Origin of the sequence: Ochrobactrum sp. AN78 (genome assembly GCF_029909885.1) — a bacterium.
GTDB classification, from domain to species: Bacteria; Pseudomonadota; Alphaproteobacteria; order Rhizobiales; family Rhizobiaceae; genus Brucella; species Brucella quorumnocens.
Window position 1 is genome coordinate 122,155 of record NZ_JASAMU010000006.1, and the last position, 19,782, is coordinate 141,936.

Consider the following 19,782-nt stretch of genomic DNA (forward strand, 5'->3'; position numbering starts at 1 on the left):
GGGCCTTTGCCTTTACTACTGCGCCAGCGTAGCGCTAGCGGCATTCGCCAGCGCTGCGTCGTAATTATTAACCAGTGCATGCACAGCGCTTGCGGTCGCATCGAAGACCGGCACTGGATACACACCGAAGAAAATGGTGAGGATCACAAGCGGATACAGGATCAGCTTTTCACGCGGGCTGAGATCGAGAAGGCCTTTGAGGCTTTCCTTGGTCAGCGCACCGAAAACCACGTTGCGATAAAGCCACAGCGCATAGGCTGCCGACAGAATCACACCAGAGGTTGCGAACAGAGCCACCCACGTATTGACGCGGAAGACACCGAACAGCGTGAGGAATTCACCGATAAAGCCTGACGTACCCGGAAGACCGACATTCGCCATCGTCAAGATGAGGAATGCAACGGCATATTTCGGCATGTTGTTGACGAGACCGCCAAAGGCCGAAATCTCACGGGTATGCATACGATCATAGATCACGCCGACACAAAGGAAGAGTGCGCCTGAAACGATACCGTGCGAGAGCATCTGGAAGATTGCACCCTGCACACCCTGCTCATTGGCTGCGAAAATACCCATGGTGACGTAACCCATGTGCGCAACCGAGGAGTAAGCAATCAGCTTCTTGATATCTTCCTGCACCAAAGCAACGAGCGAGGTGTAGACGATAGCAATTGCGGAAAGTGCAAAGACGAATGGAGCGAAATCGGCAGATGCCAGCGGGAACATCGGCAGCGAGAAGCGCAGGAAGCCATAGCCACCCAGCTTCAGAAGGATACCGGCCAGAATAACCGAGCCTGCCGTTGGTGCTTCAACGTGCGCGTCCGGCAACCAGGTGTGAACCGGCCACATCGGCATCTTTACAGCGAACGATGCGAAGAATGCCAGCCATAGCCACGTTTGCATGCCTGCAGGGAAATCGTACTTGAGCAGCTCCACGATATTCAATGTACCGGCCTGCCAGTACATTGCCATGATCGCGATCAGCATCAGTACCGAGCCGAGCAGCGTGTAGAGGAAGAACTTGAAGCTTGCATAAACGCGGCGCTTGCCACCCCAGACACCGATGATGATGAACATCGGGATAAGGCTTGCTTCAAAGAAGACGTAGAACAGGAACAGATCCAGCGCGCAGAACACGCCGATCATGAGCGTTTCCAGAATAAGGAACGCGATCATGTATTCCTTGACGCGCTTGTCGATAGCGATCCAGCTTGCCAGCACGCAGAAAGGCATGAGGAAAGCAGAAAGCACGACGAAGAGCATCGAAATGCCGTCAACGCCCATGTGGTAGGAAATCCCACCACCGAGCCAGTCGACCTGTTCGACCATCTGGAAGCCTGGATTTGAATTATCAAACCCAGCCCAGATAACCAAAGACAGAATGAACACGAAAACCGTAGTCAGCAGCGCAACATTCTTAATGTTACGACGCGAGGCTTCGCTGTCATCCTTGATGAGAAGGATCAACAAGGCGCCGACGAGCGGCAGAAATGTGACCGTAGAAAGAATTGGCCAATCGGTCATCAGAGAGAGCTCCCGAGCATCATCCAGGTGACGAGCGCGGCGACGCCGATAAGCATCGCGAATGCGTAGTGATAAAGGTAACCAGACTGCATCTTCACAACGCGACCTGTAACATCAAGAACGCGTGCAGCGACACCGTTTGGACCGTATCCGTCGATAATCTTGCCGTCGCCGACCTTCCAGAAGAAGCGGCCGAGCCAACGTGCAGGACGAACGAAGATGCGGTCATACAGTTCGTCGAAGTACCACTTGTTGAGAAGGAACTGGTACAGACCGCGATGACGTTCTGCGAGTGCCTTCGGAATGTGTGGTGCTCGGATATAGAACACCCAGGCCGTAACCAGACCGATCACCATCGCGATGAAAGGTGACAGCTTAACCCACAATGGAACGTGGTGATAATGATCCAGGATTTCATTGCCTGGAGCGGTGTAGAGCGCGCCCTTCCAGAACTCTGCATATTCGTGTCCGAAGAAGTATTCCTTGAAGACGAAACCAGCAAACAGAGCACCAACAGCAAGCAGCAACAACGGAACGAGCATCACTGGCGGCGATTCATGCACATGATGCATGACTTCAGCGGAAGCGCGTGGCTTGCCATAGAAAGTCATGAAAATCAGACGCCATGAATAGAAGCTCGTGAACATCGCTGCGATAACCAGAAGCGTGAAGGCGTAACCTGACGCAAGGCTGTGCGATGCGAAGACCGACTCGATAATAGCATCCTTCGAGAAGAAGCCAGCCGTACCGATGATCGTTCCTGGAACGCCCAGACCCGTAATCGCAACAGTACCGATCATCATCATCCAGTAGGTGATTGGGATCAGCTTGCGCAGACCACCCATGCGACGCATGTCCTGCTCGTCCGAAACGGCATGGATAACCGAACCGGCGCAAAGGAACAGAAGTGCCTTGAAGAATGCATGCGTGAAGAGGTGAAATACAGCCGCGCCATAAGCGCCGACACCCAGAGCCGCAAACATATAACCAAGCTGCGAACAGGTCGAGTAAGCGATAACGCGCTTGATGTCGTTCTGCACAAGCGCAACTGTTGCAGCAAAGAATGCTGTCGTTGCGCCGATAATCGTCACGATCAACAATGCGGTGTGCGAATGTTCAAAGATCGGCGACAAACGTGCAACCATGAACACACCCGCGGTCACCATCGTTGCCGCGTGAATAAGTGCGGAAACAGGTGTCGGGCCTTCCATCGCGTCAGGAAGCCATGTGTGCAGCAGGAACTGCGCGGACTTACCCATCGCACCCATGAAAAGCAGCAGGCAAACAACAGTAAGGGCTGTTTCCTTGTGCAGTTCATAGCCGAGGAAGTTGAGAACAACCGCACCGGTATCGGCAGCACCTTCAGCAGGCAAATAATTCGCAGCAGCAGCAAAGATCGTGTTGTAATCGACCGACTGGAACAGTGCGAACAGGCCGAAGATACCGAGCAGGAAGCCGAAGTCACCAACGCGGTTGACAACGAAGGCTTTCATTGCGGCGGCATTTGCCGATGGCTTCTGGAACCAGAAACCGATCAGAAGATAGGATGCCAGACCCACACCTTCCCAGCCGAAGAACATCTGAATCAGATTGTCCGACGTTACCAACATAAGCATGGCAAAGGTAAAGAGCGACAGATAGGCGAAGAAGCGCGGACGATGCGGATCGTGGTGCATATATCCAATCGAATAGATATGCACGAGTGCCGACACCGAGTTGATCACGACAAGCATGACGCCGGTCAACGTATCGACGCGCAGCGCCCAATCAAAGGACAGCGAACCGGACGTAACCCAATGAAGCACGGGGATACGAACCGTTTCGGCATCGTGGCCGAGCGGGATTTGAAAGAACACGACCCATGACAGGATCGCAACGATCACCATCAGGCCGGAAGTAAGATATTCACTCGCTTTGGCACCAATCTTGTTGCCGAAAAGACCGGCAACAAGAAAGCCAATAAGCGGAAGGAAGACGATCGCGTTATAGAGCATTTGCCCGTCAACCTTTCATAACATTGACGTCTTCCACCGCGATAGAACCGCGATTACGGAAGAAAACAACGAGGATTGCCAGACCGATAGCCGCTTCTGCAGCTGCAACAGTCAGAACGAAGAGCGCGAAAACCTGCCCGACCATATCGCCAAGCACAGAAGAAAACGCCACGAAGTTGAGATTGACCGAGAGGAGGATCAATTCGACAGACATCAGGATGACGATGACGTTCTTGCGGTTTAAGAAAATACCGAAAACGCCAAGTGTGAACAGGATGGCTGAAACGGTCAGATAATGAGAAATACCGATTTCCATATTCTTATCCTCAGATGCCTTTGCCCGTTTCGACCTTCTTGATCTCGATCGCCGTTTCAGGCGTACGAGCAACCTGATCCGGGATCGACTGGCGCTTTACATTTGGCTTGTGCCGCAGCGTCAGAACGATCGCACCGATCATGGCAACGAGAAGAACCAATCCGGCAATCTGGAAGTTGAAAACGTAGTCGGTGTAAAGAATGTCACCGAGGGCTGCAGTGTTGGTGCGTTCTGCGAGATCAGGGATAGGAACCGAGCCCTGCCCCAGCTTAGGAGTGAACATCGAACCTGCGAACACAACGATCAGCTCGCCAAGCAGGATCAGACCAACAAGAGCACCAACCGGCGCATATTGCAGCGCACCACGCTTGAGCTCAGAGAAATCGACATCCAACATCATGACGACGAAGAGGAAGAGAACCGCCACAGCGCCGACATAAACGACAAGCAGGATCATGGCGAGGAACTCGGCCCCCGTTAGCAAGAACAGTGCCGCCGCATTGAAGAAAGCGAGGATCAGAAACAGCACCGAATGCACGGGGTTGCGCGCCGCAATCACCATGAACGCGCTGGCGATCATGATAAAGGCGAACAGATAAAAGAACGCTGCCGCAATACCTGTCAGCATGGGGATCCCCCAACACCTTTCCGTGGACAAAGCCCTATTGCTTTGCCCGCTTTAGTCTTTGTTTGTCGCGAAAAATCGCGAAACTTAAATTCAGACAACAAGCGAGGCTGCCCCCTCTTATTGCCGCTTTTCAAACCAGATGCCGAAACAGAGGTTTCAGCAAAACCAATCAGCGATATGGCGCATCTATAGCGATGTTGCGCGCAATTTCGCGTTCCCAGCGATCGCCATTGGCAAGGAGCTTGTCCTTGTCATAGTAGAGCTCTTCGCGGGTTTCGGTCGCAAACTCGAAGTTCGGACCTTCAACGATCGCATCTACAGGGCAAGCTTCCTGACAGAAGCCGCAATAGATGCACTTCACCATATCGATGTCGTAACGCACCGTGCGGCGCGTGCCATCATTGCGGCGGGGACCCGCTTCAATGGTGATAGCCTGCGCCGGGCAGATCGCTTCGCAAAGCTTGCAGGCAATGCAGCGTTCTTCGCCGTTGGGATAACGACGCAGCGCGTGTTCGCCACGAAAACGTGGAGAAATCGGACCCTTTTCATGCGGGTAGTTCAACGTCGCTTTTGGCGCGAAAAACTGGCGCATGGAGAGGAAGAAAGCGCCGACGAATTCCTTGAGAAGGAGTGATTTCGCGGCCTGTGCGAAAGAAGCCATTTTTCTTTCTCCTTACACCAGATCGAAGACTTTGATGACGGTCGCGGTAAGAACAACCATGAAGAGCGAGATCGGCAGGAACACTTTCCAGCCCAGACGCATCAACTGGTCGTAGCGGTAACGCGGTACGAAAGCCTTCACCATAGCGAACATGAAGAAGCAGAAGCAAAGCTTGAGCATGAACCAGATGATGCCCGGAACCCAATTGAGGAACCATACGTCAACCGGAGGCAACCAGCCGCCAAGGAAGAGCGTCGTCATCAGGGCGCACATCAGCGTGATCGCCACATACTCGCCGAGGAAGAACAGAAGGAACGGTGTGGACGAATACTCGATCATATGACCGGCCACGAGTTCCGATTCAGCTTCGACAAGGTCGAATGGCGGGCGGTTCGTTTCAGCAAGTGCCGAAATGAAGAAGATCACAAACATCGGGAACAGAACCAGCCAGTTCCAGTCGAGGAACGAAGCCGGCAGTCCGAGTGATGTACCGATACCCGTATTCTGCGACAACACGATATCTGTCAGGTTAAGCGAGCCAACCGTCAGAAGAACCGTAACGATCACAAAACCGATCGAAACTTCATAGGAGACCATCTGCGCTGCCGAACGAAGTGCACCCAGAAACGGATACTTCGAGTTCGAGGCCCAGCCGCCCATGATAACGCCATAAACTTCAAGCGAAGAAATAGCGAAGATGTAAAGCAAACCGACATTGATGTTGGCGATTGCCCAACCTTCATTGACGGGAATGACCGCCCAGGTTGCCATTGCCAGCACAGCGGAAATGAAAGGTGCAAGAAGAAACACACCCTTATTCGCGCCGGATGGAATGATCGGCTCTTTGAAGACGAACTTCAAAAGATCGGCAAAAGCCTGAAACAGACCCCATGGGCCAACGACGTTCGGTCCACGGCGAAGCTGCACGGCTGCCCAGATCTTACGATCCGCATAAAGCAGGTAAGCCACGACGATCAGCAATACGACAAGCAGAACGACCGACTTCAGCGCTATAATCAGCGCGGGCAAGACGTAAGCTGCAAAAATTCCGTCCATTATTCCGTCTCTCTCTCGCTTACTCAGCTGCCTGTTGGAAGCTGCCGGCCGCAAGCGCCGAGCACTCGGCCATGACAGCGGAAGCACGCGCGATTGGGTTCGTCAGGTAGAAATCCTTGACCGGGGAAACGAACGCAGCGCCGCCGCCCAGGTTGGTTGCCTTACCAGCCAGCGCGACCAGATCGTCGGCAGCGGCAGGTGCAACAGTGTCAATGGCCATCATATGCGGGTAATCTGCATAGAGCTTGGCGCGAAGCTGTGCGAGGCTGTCAAATGGCAGACGCTTGCCGAGCGTGTCGGAAAGAGCGCGCAGAATTGCCCAATCTTCCTTTGCTTCGCCCGGTGCGAAACCAGCACGGTTGCCGAGCTGCACGCGACCTTCAGTGTTGAGCCATGTACCCGATTTTTCGGTGTAAGCCGCACCTGGCAGGATAACGTCAGCCGCATGTGCACCGGCATCGCCATGCGTACCGATATAGACAACGAAGCTCGAACCCTTGCTTGTCATGTCGAGTTCGTCTGCACCGAGCAGAAACACAACATCAAGATTGCCGAGCATTTCGCCTGCAACCTTGCCGCCCTCACCCGGCACAACGCCGAGATCAAGAGCACCGACGCGCGAAGCCGCAGTGTGAAGGACCGAGAAGCCGTTCCATTCGCCATTGATCGCGCCGACATCTTGCGCGAGCTTTGCAGCTTGAGCCAGAACAGCAGCGCCGTTTTCGCCAGTCAATGCGCCCTGACCAACAATGATCAGCGGACGTTCGGCTTTCGCCAGCACGTCGCGGAATGCATTTTTGCCGGAAGCGACAGCTGCAAGTGTGTCTGCACCTGCGCCAAGATATTCGTAGTTGTAACGCAGTTCAGCCTGTTCACCGATCAGAGCGATTGGGAAATGGCCCATGCGCTGACGCTTGCGAATACGAGCGTTCAGAATAGCCGCTTCAACACGTGGGTTGGAGCCGATGATCAGAAGAGCGTCAGCATTTTCAATGCCTTCGATCGTCGTATTAAAGAGATAGCTTGCACGACCCAAAGCTGGATCAAGTGCTGCGCCATCCTGACGGCTATCAATATTGGCAGAACCAAGCGACGCGATCAGGCTCTTCAGAGCATAAAGTTCTTCAACCGAAGCCAGATCGCCAGCAACAGCCCCAATCTTGTCAGCAGATGTTGCAGAAACCTTGGCAGCGATTGCTGCAAAAGCTTCAGGCCACGTTGCTGCTACCAGACGGCCATCCTTACGAACATAGGGGCGATCAAGGCGCTGGGTGCGCAGACCATCCCAGATGAAACGGGTCTTGTCGGAAATCCACTCTTCGTTCACCGCTTCATTAACGCGCGGCATGATGCGCATCACTTCACGGCCACGGGTATCAACGCGGATGTTCGAACCAACTGCATCCATCACGTCGATGGTTTCAGTCTTGTTCAATTCCCACGGACGCGCCTGGAATTCATATGGACGTGAGGTCAGAGCACCAACCGGGCAAAGGTCGATGACATTGCCCTGCAGCTCCGAAGTCATAGCGCGCTCGAGATATGTGGTAATTTCAGCATCTTCACCACGACCAATGAGGCCGAGTTCAGAAATACCAGCCACTTCGGTCGTGAAGCGGACGCAGCGCGTGCAGTGAATGCAGCGTGTCATCACAGTCTTGACGAGCGGGCCGATATACTTGTTCTCAACCGCACGCTTGTTTTCGCGATAGCGTGAACCGTCGGTACCAAACGCCATTGCCTGATCTTGCAGATCGCACTCACCTGCCTGATCGCAAATCGGGCAATCGAGCGGATGGTTGATGAGCAGGAATTCCATCACGCCTTCGCGGGCCTTTTTGACCATCGGCGTGTTGGTGAAAATTTCAGGTGCTTCGCCATTCGGGCCGGGACGCAGATCGCGTACGCCCATAGCGCAGGATGCAGCCGGCTTTGGCGGTCCACCCTTCACTTCAACAAGGCACATGCGGCAGTTTCCGGCGATGGAAAGCCGTTCGTGGAAACAAAAACGCGGGACTTCCGCCCCCGCGGCTTCGGCAGCCTGAAGGAGCGTATAGTGATCGGGTACTTCGATCTCTGTGCCGTCAACCTTAATATTTGCCATCGCTTATCCAAACCTGCGGCTCTTGCCGCATCTTCCAGATGTCAAACTCTATTACGGCCCGTGGGAGACGGACCGCACCACACAATGTGTCAGCCTTATTCCGCTGCTTCCAGACGGATGTTGCGGCTCTGAACAGCGTTGCGCGTATAATCGTCAATGCGCTTTTCAATTTCCGGACGGAAATTGCGGATCAGGCCCTGAATAGGCCATGCAGCAGCATCACCAAGCGCGCAGATCGTGTGACCTTCAATTTGCTTGGTCACATCAAACAGCATGTCGATTTCGCGCTTCTGCGCGTTACCCTTGACCATGCGTTCCATGACGCGCCACATCCAACCCGTACCTTCACGGCAAGGCGTGCACTGGCCGCAGCTTTCATGCTTGAAGAAAGCTGCAAGACGAGCAATTGCCTTGATGACGTCAGTGGACTTGTCCATGACGATCAGACCGCCGGTTCCAAACGACGATTTTTTGTCGCGCATACCGTCGAAATCCATGATGGCGTCCATCATGTCTTCGGCCTTAATAATCGGGCATGATGCGCCGCCAGGAATGACTGCAAGCAGATTGTCCCAACCGCCGCGAATACCGCCGCCATGCTTTTCGATCAGCTCGCGGAAGGTGATGCCGAGGCCCTCTTCCACGGTGCATGGCGTATTCACATGACCGGAAATCTGGAACAGCTTCGTGCCGACATTGTTCGGACGACCGATCGACGAGAACCATGCGCCGCCGCGACGAAGGATCGTCGGAGCAACAGCAATCGATTCAACGTTGTTCACTGTCGTCGGGCAGCCATAGAGGCCCATATTTGCGGGGAAAGGAGGCTTCAGACGTGGCTGGCCCTTCTTTCCTTCAAGGCTTTCCAACAGAGCGGTTTCTTCGCCGCAGATATAAGCGCCAGCGCCGTGATGGAGAAGAATCTCCATATCCCAGCCGCACTTATTGTTCTTGCCCAGAAGACCTGCATCGTAACATTCGTCAATCGCTGCCTGAAGCGCTTCACGCTCACGCATGAATTCGCCGCGCAGATAGATATAAGCAACGTGAGCGCCCATGGCGCAACCGGCGATAACGCAGCCTTCGATCAGCGTATGCGGATCGTGGCGCAGAATTTCGCGGTCCTTACAGGTGCCCGGTTCGGATTCGTCGGCATTGACGACGAGGTAATGCGGCCGGTCCGTAACTTCCTTCGGCATAAAGGACCATTTCAGGCCGGTCGGGAAGCCAGCACCACCACGACCACGAAGGCCAGATGCCTTCATCTCGTCGATGATCCAGTCACGACCCTTGTCGATGAAGCCTTTAGTGTTATCCCAATGGCCACGCGACATAGCGCCCTTCAGGGACATGTCCTTGAAGCCATAGATATTGGTGAATATGCGATCCTTATCAGCCAGCATGTCTCACCTGTTTCCGTTTCTGTTTGCCAATGTCGAAGTCATCATACGGGCTTCTTTCCGAATACCTTGATGTATTCTTCGACGCCGCCCTTGGCCAAAGCCTTGGCCTGCTTAACCCAGTCTTCACGATCAATGCGACCGTGGAAGCTTAGATAGCCGTCAACCCATTCGCGCTCGGCTTTCTTCCAGGAAGCAACCTGCTTGAAGGTGAAAACACCCAGCTCATGCAGGGTTTCCTCAATCTTCGGGCCGACGCCGGAAATAAGCTTCAGATCGTCAACAGCTTCTGGACGCTCAATTGCTTCCGGACGGTTCTTATCGTCAAGCTTGTAATCTTGCTTGCTGTCAACCGAAGCAGCCTTCTCAGCAGCGTTTGATGCCTTAACATCAGACGGCGTCTTGAGGCTTGGATCGGTTTCCGTAGCATTGGTCACTGGTTTGGCTGCATTCGATGGTGCAACGTTCTTGGCTTCTTCCGTAGCTTTCGCTGCAGCTTCTGCCTTAGCCTTTGCTTCAGCTTCCGCCTTGGCTTTGGCAACTGCAGCATCGGATGCCTTACGGGTTTCCAGACCGATCTTCTTGTAGTCCAAATCTTCAGTCAGCGCTGTTAGACCGCCCATAGGTTCAGACGTAATACGCCCATCCTGCGGACCCGTCTTAACAGTGTCGCCCTTACCTGCTTCGAACGCATCGATAATTTCAGCAAGGCGTTCCGGTGTCAGGTCTTCATAAGCGTCCTTGAAGATCATGACCATCGGTGCATTGACACAAGCGCCCTGGCATTCAACTTCTTCCCACGACAGCGTGCCTTCGGCGTTAAGCTCAAAAGGATCGTGGTGGATTTTATGACGGCAAACATCCATCAGTGCTTCCGAGCCACGCAACATGCATGGCGTGGTGCCGCAAACCTGAATGTGCGCGCGCGTGCCAACTGGCTTCAGCTGGAACTGCGTATAGAAAGTAGCGACTTCGAGAACGCGGATCAGCGGCATATCGAGCATGTTTGCGACATGTTCGATAGCAGCCTTCGTGACCCAGCCATCCTGCTCCTGCGCACGCATGAGCAAAGGGATAACAGCCGACTGTTGGCGGCCTTCAGGGTATTTTGCGATCGTCTTGTGCGCCCAGTTCTGGTTTTCCGCGTTAAAAGCGAAACCAGCCGGCTGGACGGCATCATCTGCGAGACGGCGAACGGACATCAGCGGTCAACCTCACCAAACACGATATCGAGCGAGCCAAGAATTGCCGACACGTCAGCCAACATGTGACCGCGGCACAGGAAATCCATGGCCTGAAGATGGGCAAAGCCCGGGGCGCGCAGCTTGCAGCGATAAGGCTTGTTGGTGCCATCCGATACGAGGAAGACGCCAAATTCACCCTTTGGTGCTTCGACAGCTGCATAAACTTCACCGGCAGGCACGTGATAGCCTTCCGTATAAAGTTTGAAGTGATGGATGAGCGCTTCCATCGAACGCTTCATCTCGCCGCGCTTCGGCGGCACGATCTTGTTATCGGTATTGGAGACAGGACCTACGCGTTCCTTGCCGAGCAGAAGATCAACGCACTGGCGCATGATGCGGGCCGATTGGCGCATTTCTTCCATACGGATCAAGTAACGGTCATAGCAGTCACCGTTCTTACCGATCGGAATATCGAATTCCATTTCGTTGTAGCATTCATAAGGCTGCGACTTGCGCAGATCCCATGCTGCACCCGAACCACGAACCATGACGCCCGAGAAGCCCCATGCCCAAGCATCATCAAGCGAAACAACACCGATATCGACGTTACGCTGTTTAAAAATGCGGTTTGGCGTAATCAGATCGTCGAGATTGGCAAGCGTGGTATTGAGGAACGGATCGATCCACTTGCCGATATCTTCCACAAGCTGATCAGGCAGATCCTGATGAACACCACCTGGACGGAAATAAGCTGCGTGCATACGTGCACCACAAGCGCGTTCATAGAACACCATCAGCTTTTCACGTTCTTCAAAGCCCCAGAGCGGCGGCGTCAGCGCACCAACGTCCATAGCCTGCGTGGTCACGTTAAGAATGTGATTCAGAATACGGCCGATTTCCGAGTAAAGGACGCGGATCAACTGGCCACGCTTAGGCACGTCAACGCCGAGCAGGCGTTCGACAGCGATCGCATAGGCGTGTTCCTGATTCATCGGCGCCACATAATCGAGACGGTCGAGATAAGGCAAAGCCTGAAGATAGGTCTTCGTTTCCATCAGCTTCTCGGTGCCGCGATGCAGCAGACCGATATGCGGATCGACACGTTCAACGACTTCGCCGTCGAGTTCAAGAACTAGACGCAAAACGCCGTGCGCAGCCGGATGCTGCGGACCGAAGTTAATATTAAAGTTGCGGACCTGAGTCTCAGCCATGTTCAGCTTCCTGTTTGGCTGCTATCGCCGCCAAGAATTCCTCGCCGGTCATCCGGTGGGTCTTGTTGGCAAAATCGTAATTTGCAGGCTTGTTATCGATGAAGATTTCTTCGGCAAAATGAAACAGCTCCGGCTCGGCAAAAGCCTGCATGGACACCATCGTCATTCCATCGTGCACACCGCGCCAAAACAGCGAGGCACCACACTTCGAACAAAAACGACGCTCACCCCACTCTGAAGAGCTATAGGTCGCAAGCGCAGCTTCATTTTCAATCTCGACCGAAGTACCACAGTTCACAGCCATAAACGCGCCACCGGACCAGCGACGGCATATGCTGCAATGGCAAACGTCCATTTCCATCTTCGCAGGAGAGGCTGTGAATTTCACCTCTCCACAAAGACATTGGCCGTTCAATCTTTCGACAGAGCCCATCATCTCACCTTAATTCGTCTTTGCCTTCTCGTCGCCGGGCAGGACGTAGTCAGTCCCTTCCCACGGCGAGAGGAAGTCGAAATTGCGGAATTCCTGTCGCAGAACGACAGGCTCGTAAATGACGCGCTTTGCTTCATCGCTATAGCGAACTTCAACGAAACCAGTCGTTGGAAAGTCCTTGCGCAGCGGATGACCTTCAAAACCATAATCGGTCAGAATACGACGCAGATCAGGATGGCCGGAGAACAGGATGCCATACATGTCGTAAGCTTCACGTTCGAACCACTCGGCACCGACATAGACAGACACTGCAGACGGCACCAGCGTATCTTCATCAGCGCGAACCTTAATGCGGATACGAAGGTTCTGACGTGGAGACATGAGCTGATAGACAACGTCGAAGCGCTGTACGCGCTGCGGATAGTCTACGCCGGAAATATCCGTCAGGTTCACGAACTGGCACTGCACGTCATCGCGCAGGAACGTGAGAACGCTGATCAAGCTTGCAACTGGAACGCTAAGCGTCAGCTCACCATAAGCCAGATTCGCCTCTTCGATCGCATCGCCGAGACGTTCCTTGATATAGCCGGAAAGTTCACCAAGAGCTTCTTCGCTCATATCTCTAACTTCCTTCTTTAGAACCCGACCCATCCTTGGGAAAACAGATCGACTTCTAACAAACCCTCTTGCACAATTCAGACAGCAACGGCCCGATTAGCGCTCGATAGTACCAGTACGGCGGATCTTCTTCTGAAGCATAAGAATGCCATAAAGCAGCGCTTCCGCGGTTGGCGGGCAGCCTGGAACATAAATATCGACTGGAACCACACGATCGCAGCCACGCACTACAGAATAAGAGTAGTGATAATAGCCGCCACCATTGGCGCAGGAACCCATCGAAATAACATAGCGAGGCTCAGGCATCTGGTCATAGACCTTACGCAAAGCCGGAGCCATCTTGTTGGTCAGTGTACCTGCAACGATCATGACGTCGGACTGGCGCGGAGATGCGCGTGGCGCAATACCGAAACGCTCGGCATCATAGCGCGGCATGGAAATATGCATCATTTCCACAGCGCAGCATGCGAGACCGAAAGTCATCCACATCAACGAGCCCGTACGTGCCCAGGTGATCAGAGCGTCAGCAGAGGTGACGATGAAGCCCTTGTCGGACAGTTCGCCGTTGAGATCATTGAAGAATGCGTCATCGGAGCCGACAGGCTTGCCCGTGCGAGGGTCAAGAATACCCTTTGGCTGCGGGGCAATGAGCGTCGAACCCGACGCCTGATTTGTACCGGTCAATCCCATTCCAGCGCTCCCTTCTTCCATTCGTAGATGAAGCCGATGGTCAAAACACCAAGGAAAAGCATCATCGACAGAAAGCCGAACCAGCCGATTGCGCCGAAGGACACAGCCCACGGGAACAGGAAGGCGACTTCGAGATCGAAGATAATGAAGAGAATCGACACCAGATAGAAACGGATGTCGAATTTCATGCGAGCGTCATCAAAGGCATTGAACCCACACTCGTAAGCTGAAAGCTTTTCCGGGTCGGGCTGTCTGTACGCGACAAGAAACGGCGCAACCAGAAGGGCTACACCAATTACCATCGCGATGCCGAGAAAGATGACAATCGGCAAATAGGAACTTAAAAGCTCGTTCATGATCCTTATCCGGCTTGAATACGAGGCTGCGCCGCCTGTCATAAGCTTTTTAGAGCCTACCACCATGCGACACATTGCATCTCTTGCGACCTCGTCGCCTCAAGCAGCTTCAAAAGGCATGCCGTGCGAACTTAAGTATTTGGCGGGACGGTTAGCGCAGCATGCGCGCGAGCGCAAGCCCTCCAACACGAACAGGCGGGTATAGTCCGGCCAAGATGCTTAATAAGAGGCAACATCAAGCCCATATATGCCACCCAAACCCCATATAGCACGAAAACATCATAATTTCGTGAGGAAAAGGCAAACAGCGATCTTTCGCCATTATCCACCCGATAGAATCAATCGATTTAAATCATTCGGCTCATTCTTGTGACCGATTCAGATGGATCTCAACGCGCGTCAAAGAAAGTAAAGCGTGCAGAAATGTGTAGCGATAATGCAATCCTCAGCGGACAAACTTTATACGCCGGATTTCATATGAGGCATAAGCCTCAACAGCATTTCGGACTCTCTTTATATATAGGGGTCAAAATCGAGCCCCATATCTGAAAGGCATAACAGCGCCCTGCCCCGCTGAATGAAACATTCTCCGCTTTCGGAAAATTATCACCGCGATCGTTACGGTTTTTGGAAAGATTTGGCGCATGTGAGCCAACGCGCAAGATTGCTTGCCTTCAATTAACTGGGCGCACCTCTAAAATCCCATGGATCGCACATAGCGACATCGGCTCAGCACGCAGAATCGATGACTTTCAAAATGTATGTACCCGAAAGGACTGACTTTCAGCCTTGGGTGCCGGACAGGATTCGCAAGGAGACAGCGTTGGGCACATATCTGCTCGCCAGCGGCGACGTTCTGGTCATTCTGGCCGGAATCCTCTCCGTCATTTATCTCTCGTTGAAGAAGAAGGCAAAATAGCCTCAGCTTTCAGCACGGAATCACATCGCTCTTTGGCCCGTGAACCCCATTTTTTGAGGCAAACTCACAAACGCAAAAAACGCTGAATCAAAACAATGACTGCAGCGATCAAACTCAAATATTTAGTAGATAAGGAAAAGAACGCGAGGTGCGCCATTTTCATCAAGATTTCTGTTTGATTTCCTGAATGAAAATGGCGCGAGTGACGGGGCTCGAACCCGCGACCTCCGGCGTGACAGGCCGGCACTCTAACCAACTGAGCTACACCCGCGCATTTCATTTTCAGCCGCTTGGCTGGGTAGTCACCGGCGTTTCCGTTCGGTGTGAGCGGTCGTTTAAGGGGTTCTCTCACCAGTGTCAAGCGAGTGGTTTGAAGAAAAAAGAAGAATTTTGTTTTTATTCGAAAAGCCGCGCATTTATGGGGTTCTGAGCTTGGCCTGCTTTATCCACACCGGCACGCCCCTCCCCGGAAGGTATTCAAAATTCACATGAATTGGAATCGCGATTCAGATCGGCGATCATGAAGCGTACAATTCCAGGTGCTCTAATAGGGGTGTCTCTGCCAGTTATAATTGATGAAGCCTGTGGATTGTAGCCGGAGAAATAAAAAGAATGCATTTTTGTAATTTTGCGCTTGCACTCTTCGAACGAATTGCCTAAACGGCTCTCACAGCGGCTGACAAGTCAGTCGGGCGATTAGCTCAGTTGGTAGAGCGCTTCGTTTACACCGAAGATGTCGGGAGTTCGAGTCTCTCATCGCCCACCATATTTTCCAATCACTTAGATCGAAAATATAAAGTTTCCCATAGGTTCAATGAACCTCTCCGGCTTAAGAGCCCACATACGTCCCCCCCTAAAATATCCTTCGAACTGGCTCTGAAGAATAGACCATCTCGACACTGAGAATTTGCGCCCTATTTTGTCCTGTTCGGGAGAATCATATGTGCGGGCGGTCCACACATACTTAGCCATGGCGGAGATACAGGCGATGGATTCTCTGTAGAACGCTCGAATCACATTTCGATTTTATTTCCCACAGATCTCGTGATTGCCCGGAATCGCCCACCTCACAAAACTCGTATGAGAAAGACAACTCAAAACTAGCAACAGTTGCTAGGGCTGCGTTGGGTTGCGCCTTGCACGAATAGGCTTGCGTTCTTCAGCCCCTTCAGGCGCCCCCATTTTACAGCACCCAATGCCTGCTCCGATTCAAAACTTCACGCTAAAATTGGCATTAACGCCGTTTTGAATATAACCCGAGCCAAATTGTCCCTGATAAGCAACCCCAAGCTTGGTAGTTGGTGTCATCGCGAAATCGAGCCCGGCTTCGATGAAAGCTGTATCCCTGCCAATCGAATTGCCATCCGACGTGAAGGCGTTGGAGCCCACCGCAAAGCTCGCCGTTGACGTTGGGATTACATCGCCAAAGGCATGCCTCCAACCGAGATCCGTGCGGACGGTTGTGAGGGCGTTGCCAAGATTAAAGCTGGTCGCTGCACGAATGCCGAGCATCGACAGTGTTGTATCCATGCTACCAGATTGAACCGCGAGCGCGGCACCATTCTGATCGCTTTCTGTAAAGCCATCAGTTCTGACATGCACATAAGCAAGATTGGCGTAAGGCTCTAGAGTAGAACGCTGGCTGAGATTGTACTTATACCCAAGTTCGCCAAAGGCTTGGAAAGTACCGGCATTATAGTCAGCCGACAGGTTGTCGGAGAATCCATTGAAGCTGACCGAACGGCTCAATTCAATATTATGCCAGGAATAGCTCAGACCGGTGCGCAGACCGATGGAGCCCTGTGCCGCGGCCCATTCAGTTCCTGTATAGGCACCCAATGTATAATTATCGCTGGAGCCGGAAGAATGGAGGCTCGCAGTTTTAAAGGTAGAACGGCTGTAACCCGCCATAACGCCGAGCCGCCAGTTATCATAGACACTGCCGTCAATACCGGAAATGAAACCACCCAGTGTGGATTTGGTGCGAGCAGCATTGTCATCACCCGACTGGCTTGCCCAACTACCAAACACAGTTCCCCAAGCTGCATAGCGGTTAAGATCTTCCGAACTGTTTGTCTCAGACGCGACTTTATCAATAGCGCCTGCAGCTTGAGTTGATTTTTGTTGCGGAGCGAAGGCAAGTACTGAAACCGGATTGACTGGCGTACCGCCAAATGCCTGCGACAGACGGTTAGTGACCGACAAACGTGTCGCCCCGCTGGCGTTGATCAATACCCCGTTCGCGGATGCATAGGCCTCGCCGCTCAATTGCGGCAATGCCGAACGAATGGTTGAACCGTCAGTGGCTGAGAAATCCAGAGCTGCGATAAGCGGTTCGAGCTGTGGCGAGGGATTAACAACAAGCCTGTCCAGAACATTCCCCACATTGTGGGCGTTTTCGCTACCGGCGTATTGTTCATAGGCATGAACATCACGGCTCAGAGAGACGGTATAGGATGCATTGCCATTATCGGTCGCGGTTGCATTCAGTGTTGGCGAGGCAAGCGTGGTGGTGACTTCGGTAAAAGCACCATTCACCGTATTGGCCTGCAGCCACAGATCCGAAGTAATGCTGAAACCATTGCCATAGAATCCGCGCTCGGGCGCAAAGCTTAAGGTGCCGTCGAGATCGGCACCTCCAGTCACGATCAGGTTGCTGATATGCTTCTGGTTATTAAAGGCCAGTTGCAGTCTGCCACTATCGGACTGCTCATAATTGCCATCAATGAAGATGGCACTGCCCGGCAGAGATGAGAACAAGGTCCCTCGATTAACGAAGTAACGATCGTCATTGATCCGGTACTGACCACGACCTGCAAGTGTCGCTTCTTGACCCACAATAACTTCGTAAAGATCGTGATTGCCAGTAAGGGTTGATGAACCACCCCAAAACTGCAGCGACAGGTTATCGCCAGTAATGTTGTCAGCATAACTGATATTGAAATTTGCGTCCGTGTTATCGGTGGCTTTCCCCTGATCATCAGCTTCCAGTCCGAAGCGAAGCTGGGTCAAACGCAGATCGTTATTCTCATCCATTTCCCGATAATTGGAAACAATGTCACCAGTAATGCTTGCTCCCTGCATCACATTGATTTCACCGACATAGGCATTGTCCGACATATAGATCGCGGCCCTGCTTCCTGCCACTCGCCCCGTCAGGTCGAACGTTGAGACAAGCGGACCGCTGACTTCGGCGAGCGCTGCTGCATAATAGTCGGGAAAATAGTTTTCGAGATCAGCCACCTGCGAAGTGACAAAGTAAGAGCCACGATATTCAGTATCGTCACCCATAGAATTGTGACCAAAGTCAAAGCTGACCGCGATACCGTTTTCACCCAGCGCCTCGACATCGCCGCGCTGTGTCAGAGTGTGATCTCTTCCATAGGCAAACATAACGCCAAGGCCATTTAAACCGTCAGCATAGACGCGTGTGCCAGGTAAAATGATCAAATCATTGCCAATACCATCGACACGAATGCCTGCGCCGCCAGCACCTGCAGAGAGCAAATCGGCGCGTTGGATTACGGTGTTGTCACTGCCATAGACATGCAAGCCAAGGCCCATCGTTGCCGTGTTGAATGTATTGGCAATATAGCCAGTACCTTCACTATTACGGGCAAAGAAAGGATTGTCATTGAGAAGCGTGACGCCATCGTTATAGACCGAGTATCCAAATAAATTGCGACGATCAATCGTATAGCCAATATCCTGCAGCGCCGCGAATTCAGCCTCCATCAACGACATATAGTTGGAATATTGCTGATGGCTCATCATGCTGTTTCTCAGCTCGATATGCGAAAAAGGCTGATCCAGTCTTCCAGGCTGCAGACTTGAGTCAACGCGCAGTGGGATGCCCGGCATTGCGCCGTCGAGAACCTCATCCACGTGAGAGCCGGAAAAGTAAGCCCAACCAGCACTGACATCAAAAGTGTCTGCACCTTCCTCGGCGGCGTAACAATAATTGCAGATTATGGTCTGATTGGCTGCCGCTGCCTTGCCATTACCATCGATCAAATGGCTGCTCCAGGCATTGAGTACAGATTGGAATTCCGCTTCCACCGGAGCGCCAGGTTGTTGATCGTAATTGACCGAAGCCGATATACCCAGCGCATGCGCCATTTCATGAATGAGCGTACTGGTCATATCTACCTGAGAGGTCTGAATCAGTTGTGATGGAACAAATGGCTGCTCCCAATCCCAATCCATCTTGCCAATTGATATCATCCCATGCGCTCCGTCGAGGAGTTGTGCCGGATCGATCAAGCCATTGTTTAAAGCCGCATTGACCAGTGTGCCGGCGCCATTCACCTCTGTGGCAATAGGGCTGTATGCAAATGCGTTTTCTTCTTCTTCTGTACCGATATTGATGATGGCGGGGTTTATTCCCGGTCTAATCTTTATAATATCTGACCAGTATTGAGCTGCTGAATAGATACGGTCTAGCGTTGCGGGATCAAAAACCCAACTCGACGGCTTTTCCCCATCATAAGTTCCATCATTTGGATAGAACAGATGCAGGTCAAAAACTTTATTGCCATTGGCATCATGAATTTCATGGGGCGTGAATGCGTGAGCAGAGCCGGAAAAAATGCCGGACAAAAGTCCTGCTGAAAGACAGGTGCTCGATGCCAAAGCCAACATGGATACTAGTTTCATTCTGATTCCCCTGCCCCAAATACACTTACCGC

The 19,782-nt window shown here is 52.7% G+C and carries 15 protein-coding genes and 2 tRNA genes; 1 reads left to right on the forward strand and 16 read right to left on the reverse strand.

Annotated elements, in window-relative coordinates; all coding sequences use genetic code 11:
- Positions 1 to 15: 15 nt before the first annotated feature.
- From QBD00_RS13115 to QBD00_RS13185, 15 genes are all read right to left on the reverse strand, one after another.
- Complete coding sequence (locus tag QBD00_RS13115) at positions 16 to 1,524, reverse strand: NADH-quinone oxidoreductase subunit M (RefSeq protein WP_095446446.1); 1,509 nt, start codon at positions 1,522 to 1,524, stop codon at positions 16 to 18.
- Entirely contained in the window at positions 1,524 to 3,518 is a 1,995-nt protein-coding gene (gene nuoL / locus QBD00_RS13120; RefSeq protein ID WP_095446445.1) for an NADH-quinone oxidoreductase subunit L, read from the reverse strand. The genes QBD00_RS13115 and nuoL overlap by 1 nt, the downstream gene beginning before the upstream one ends.
- Before the next feature lie 7 nt (positions 3,519 to 3,525).
- Positions 3,526 to 3,834 (reverse strand): NADH-quinone oxidoreductase subunit NuoK, encoded by a 309-nt coding sequence (nuoK, locus tag QBD00_RS13125; protein ID WP_007874552.1) that lies wholly within the window; start codon positions 3,832 to 3,834, stop codon positions 3,526 to 3,528.
- A 10-nt stretch (positions 3,835 to 3,844) separates the two neighbouring features.
- Entirely contained in the window at positions 3,845 to 4,462 is a 618-nt protein-coding gene (locus QBD00_RS13130; RefSeq protein ID WP_024897483.1) for an NADH-quinone oxidoreductase subunit J, read from the reverse strand.
- 169 nt (positions 4,463 to 4,631) lie between these two features.
- The gene (gene nuoI, locus QBD00_RS13135) at positions 4,632 to 5,123 is read right to left on the reverse strand and encodes an NADH-quinone oxidoreductase subunit NuoI (RefSeq protein WP_094576849.1); all 492 of its coding nucleotides are present in this window, start codon (positions 5,121 to 5,123) and stop codon (positions 4,632 to 4,634) included.
- A 12-nt stretch (positions 5,124 to 5,135) separates the two neighbouring features.
- Positions 5,136 to 6,179: an NADH-quinone oxidoreductase subunit NuoH gene (nuoH, locus tag QBD00_RS13140; RefSeq protein WP_095446443.1), complete on the reverse strand. Its 1,044-nt coding sequence runs from the start codon at positions 6,177 to 6,179 to the stop codon at positions 5,136 to 5,138.
- 19 nt (positions 6,180 to 6,198) lie between these two features.
- A complete protein-coding gene (gene nuoG / locus QBD00_RS13145; protein WP_318579722.1) occupies positions 6,199 to 8,283 on the reverse strand; it encodes an NADH-quinone oxidoreductase subunit NuoG in 2,085 nt (694 codons plus the stop codon).
- A 95-nt stretch (positions 8,284 to 8,378) separates the two neighbouring features.
- The gene (nuoF, locus tag QBD00_RS13150) at positions 8,379 to 9,686 is read right to left on the reverse strand and encodes an NADH-quinone oxidoreductase subunit NuoF (RefSeq protein WP_095446441.1); all 1,308 of its coding nucleotides are present in this window, start codon (positions 9,684 to 9,686) and stop codon (positions 8,379 to 8,381) included.
- A gap of 41 nt (positions 9,687 to 9,727) precedes the next feature.
- Positions 9,728 to 10,885 (reverse strand): NADH-quinone oxidoreductase subunit E, encoded by a 1,158-nt coding sequence (locus tag QBD00_RS13155; RefSeq protein ID WP_318579723.1) that lies wholly within the window; start codon positions 10,883 to 10,885, stop codon positions 9,728 to 9,730.
- The gene (locus QBD00_RS13160) at positions 10,885 to 12,078 is read right to left on the reverse strand and encodes an NADH-quinone oxidoreductase subunit D (RefSeq protein ID WP_095446439.1); all 1,194 of its coding nucleotides are present in this window, start codon (positions 12,076 to 12,078) and stop codon (positions 10,885 to 10,887) included. The genes QBD00_RS13155 and QBD00_RS13160 overlap by 1 nt, the downstream gene beginning before the upstream one ends.
- Entirely contained in the window at positions 12,071 to 12,511 is a 441-nt protein-coding gene (locus QBD00_RS13165; protein WP_404900999.1) for a GFA family protein, read from the reverse strand. The genes QBD00_RS13160 and QBD00_RS13165 overlap by 8 nt, the downstream gene beginning before the upstream one ends.
- 9 nt (positions 12,512 to 12,520) lie before the next feature.
- Positions 12,521 to 13,129, reverse strand: coding sequence for an NADH-quinone oxidoreductase subunit C (locus QBD00_RS13170; RefSeq protein ID WP_095446437.1), 609 nt, complete (start codon positions 13,127 to 13,129; stop codon positions 12,521 to 12,523).
- A 96-nt stretch (positions 13,130 to 13,225) separates the two neighbouring features.
- Positions 13,226 to 13,819 carry an NADH-quinone oxidoreductase subunit B gene (locus tag QBD00_RS13175; protein WP_318579725.1) on the reverse strand — a complete coding sequence of 198 codons (594 nt, stop codon included), beginning with the start codon at positions 13,817 to 13,819 and terminating at the stop codon, positions 13,226 to 13,228.
- On the reverse strand, positions 13,810 to 14,175 hold the full coding sequence (locus QBD00_RS13180; RefSeq protein ID WP_007874537.1) for an NADH-quinone oxidoreductase subunit A: 366 nt from the start codon (positions 14,173 to 14,175) through the stop codon (positions 13,810 to 13,812). Before QBD00_RS13180 ends, QBD00_RS13175 begins: the two co-directional genes overlap by 10 nt.
- A 1,113-nt stretch (positions 14,176 to 15,288) precedes the next feature.
- Positions 15,289 to 15,365 (reverse strand) — tRNA-Asp (locus QBD00_RS13185).
- A 419-nt stretch (positions 15,366 to 15,784) separates the two neighbouring features.
- Between QBD00_RS13185 and QBD00_RS13190 the strand changes: the two genes are divergently transcribed.
- A tRNA-Val gene (locus QBD00_RS13190) sits at positions 15,785 to 15,860 on the forward strand.
- Between the two features lie 443 nt (positions 15,861 to 16,303).
- Here QBD00_RS13190 and QBD00_RS13195 read toward each other — a convergent pair.
- Complete coding sequence (locus QBD00_RS13195; RefSeq protein WP_318579726.1) at positions 16,304 to 19,750, reverse strand: autotransporter domain-containing protein; 3,447 nt, start codon at positions 19,748 to 19,750, stop codon at positions 16,304 to 16,306.
- Positions 19,751 to 19,782: the final 32 nt, after the last annotated feature.

Excerpts from the sequence above, each read along its gene's own strand:
- QBD00_RS13115 (WP_095446446.1), bottom strand. The coding sequence starts at position 1,524 with ATGACCGATTGGCCAATTCTTTCTACGGTCACATTTCTGCCGCTCGTC.
- nuoL (WP_095446445.1), bottom strand. The coding sequence starts at position 3,518 with ATGCTCTATAACGCGATCGTCTTCCTTCCGCTTATTGGCTTTCTTGTT.
- nuoK (WP_007874552.1), bottom strand. The coding sequence starts at position 3,834 with ATGGAAATCGGTATTTCTCATTATCTGACCGTTTCAGCCATCCTGTTC.
- QBD00_RS13130 (WP_024897483.1), bottom strand. The coding sequence starts at position 4,462 with ATGCTGACAGGTATTGCGGCAGCGTTCTTTTATCTGTTCGCCTTTATC.
- nuoI (WP_094576849.1), bottom strand. The coding sequence starts at position 5,123 with ATGGCTTCTTTCGCACAGGCCGCGAAATCACTCCTTCTCAAGGAATTC.
- nuoH (WP_095446443.1), bottom strand. The coding sequence starts at position 6,179 with ATGGACGGAATTTTTGCAGCTTACGTCTTGCCCGCGCTGATTATAGCG.
- nuoG (WP_318579722.1), bottom strand. The coding sequence starts at position 8,283 with ATGGCAAATATTAAGGTTGACGGCACAGAGATCGAAGTACCCGATCAC.
- nuoF (WP_095446441.1), bottom strand. The coding sequence starts at position 9,686 with ATGCTGGCTGATAAGGATCGCATATTCACCAATATCTATGGCTTCAAG.
- QBD00_RS13155 (WP_318579723.1), bottom strand. The coding sequence starts at position 10,885 with ATGTCCGTTCGCCGTCTCGCAGATGATGCCGTCCAGCCGGCTGGTTTC.
- QBD00_RS13160 (WP_095446439.1), bottom strand. The coding sequence starts at position 12,078 with ATGGCTGAGACTCAGGTCCGCAACTTTAATATTAACTTCGGTCCGCAG.
- QBD00_RS13165 (WP_404900999.1), bottom strand. The coding sequence starts at position 12,511 with ATGGGCTCTGTCGAAAGATTGAACGGCCAATGTCTTTGTGGAGAGGTG.
- QBD00_RS13170 (WP_095446437.1), bottom strand. The coding sequence starts at position 13,129 with ATGAGCGAAGAAGCTCTTGGTGAACTTTCCGGCTATATCAAGGAACGT.
- QBD00_RS13175 (WP_318579725.1), bottom strand. The coding sequence starts at position 13,819 with ATGGGATTGACCGGTACAAATCAGGCGTCGGGTTCGACGCTCATTGCC.
- QBD00_RS13180 (WP_007874537.1), bottom strand. The coding sequence starts at position 14,175 with ATGAACGAGCTTTTAAGTTCCTATTTGCCGATTGTCATCTTTCTCGGC.
- QBD00_RS13195 (WP_318579726.1), bottom strand. The coding sequence starts at position 19,750 with ATGAAACTAGTATCCATGTTGGCTTTGGCATCGAGCACCTGTCTTTCA.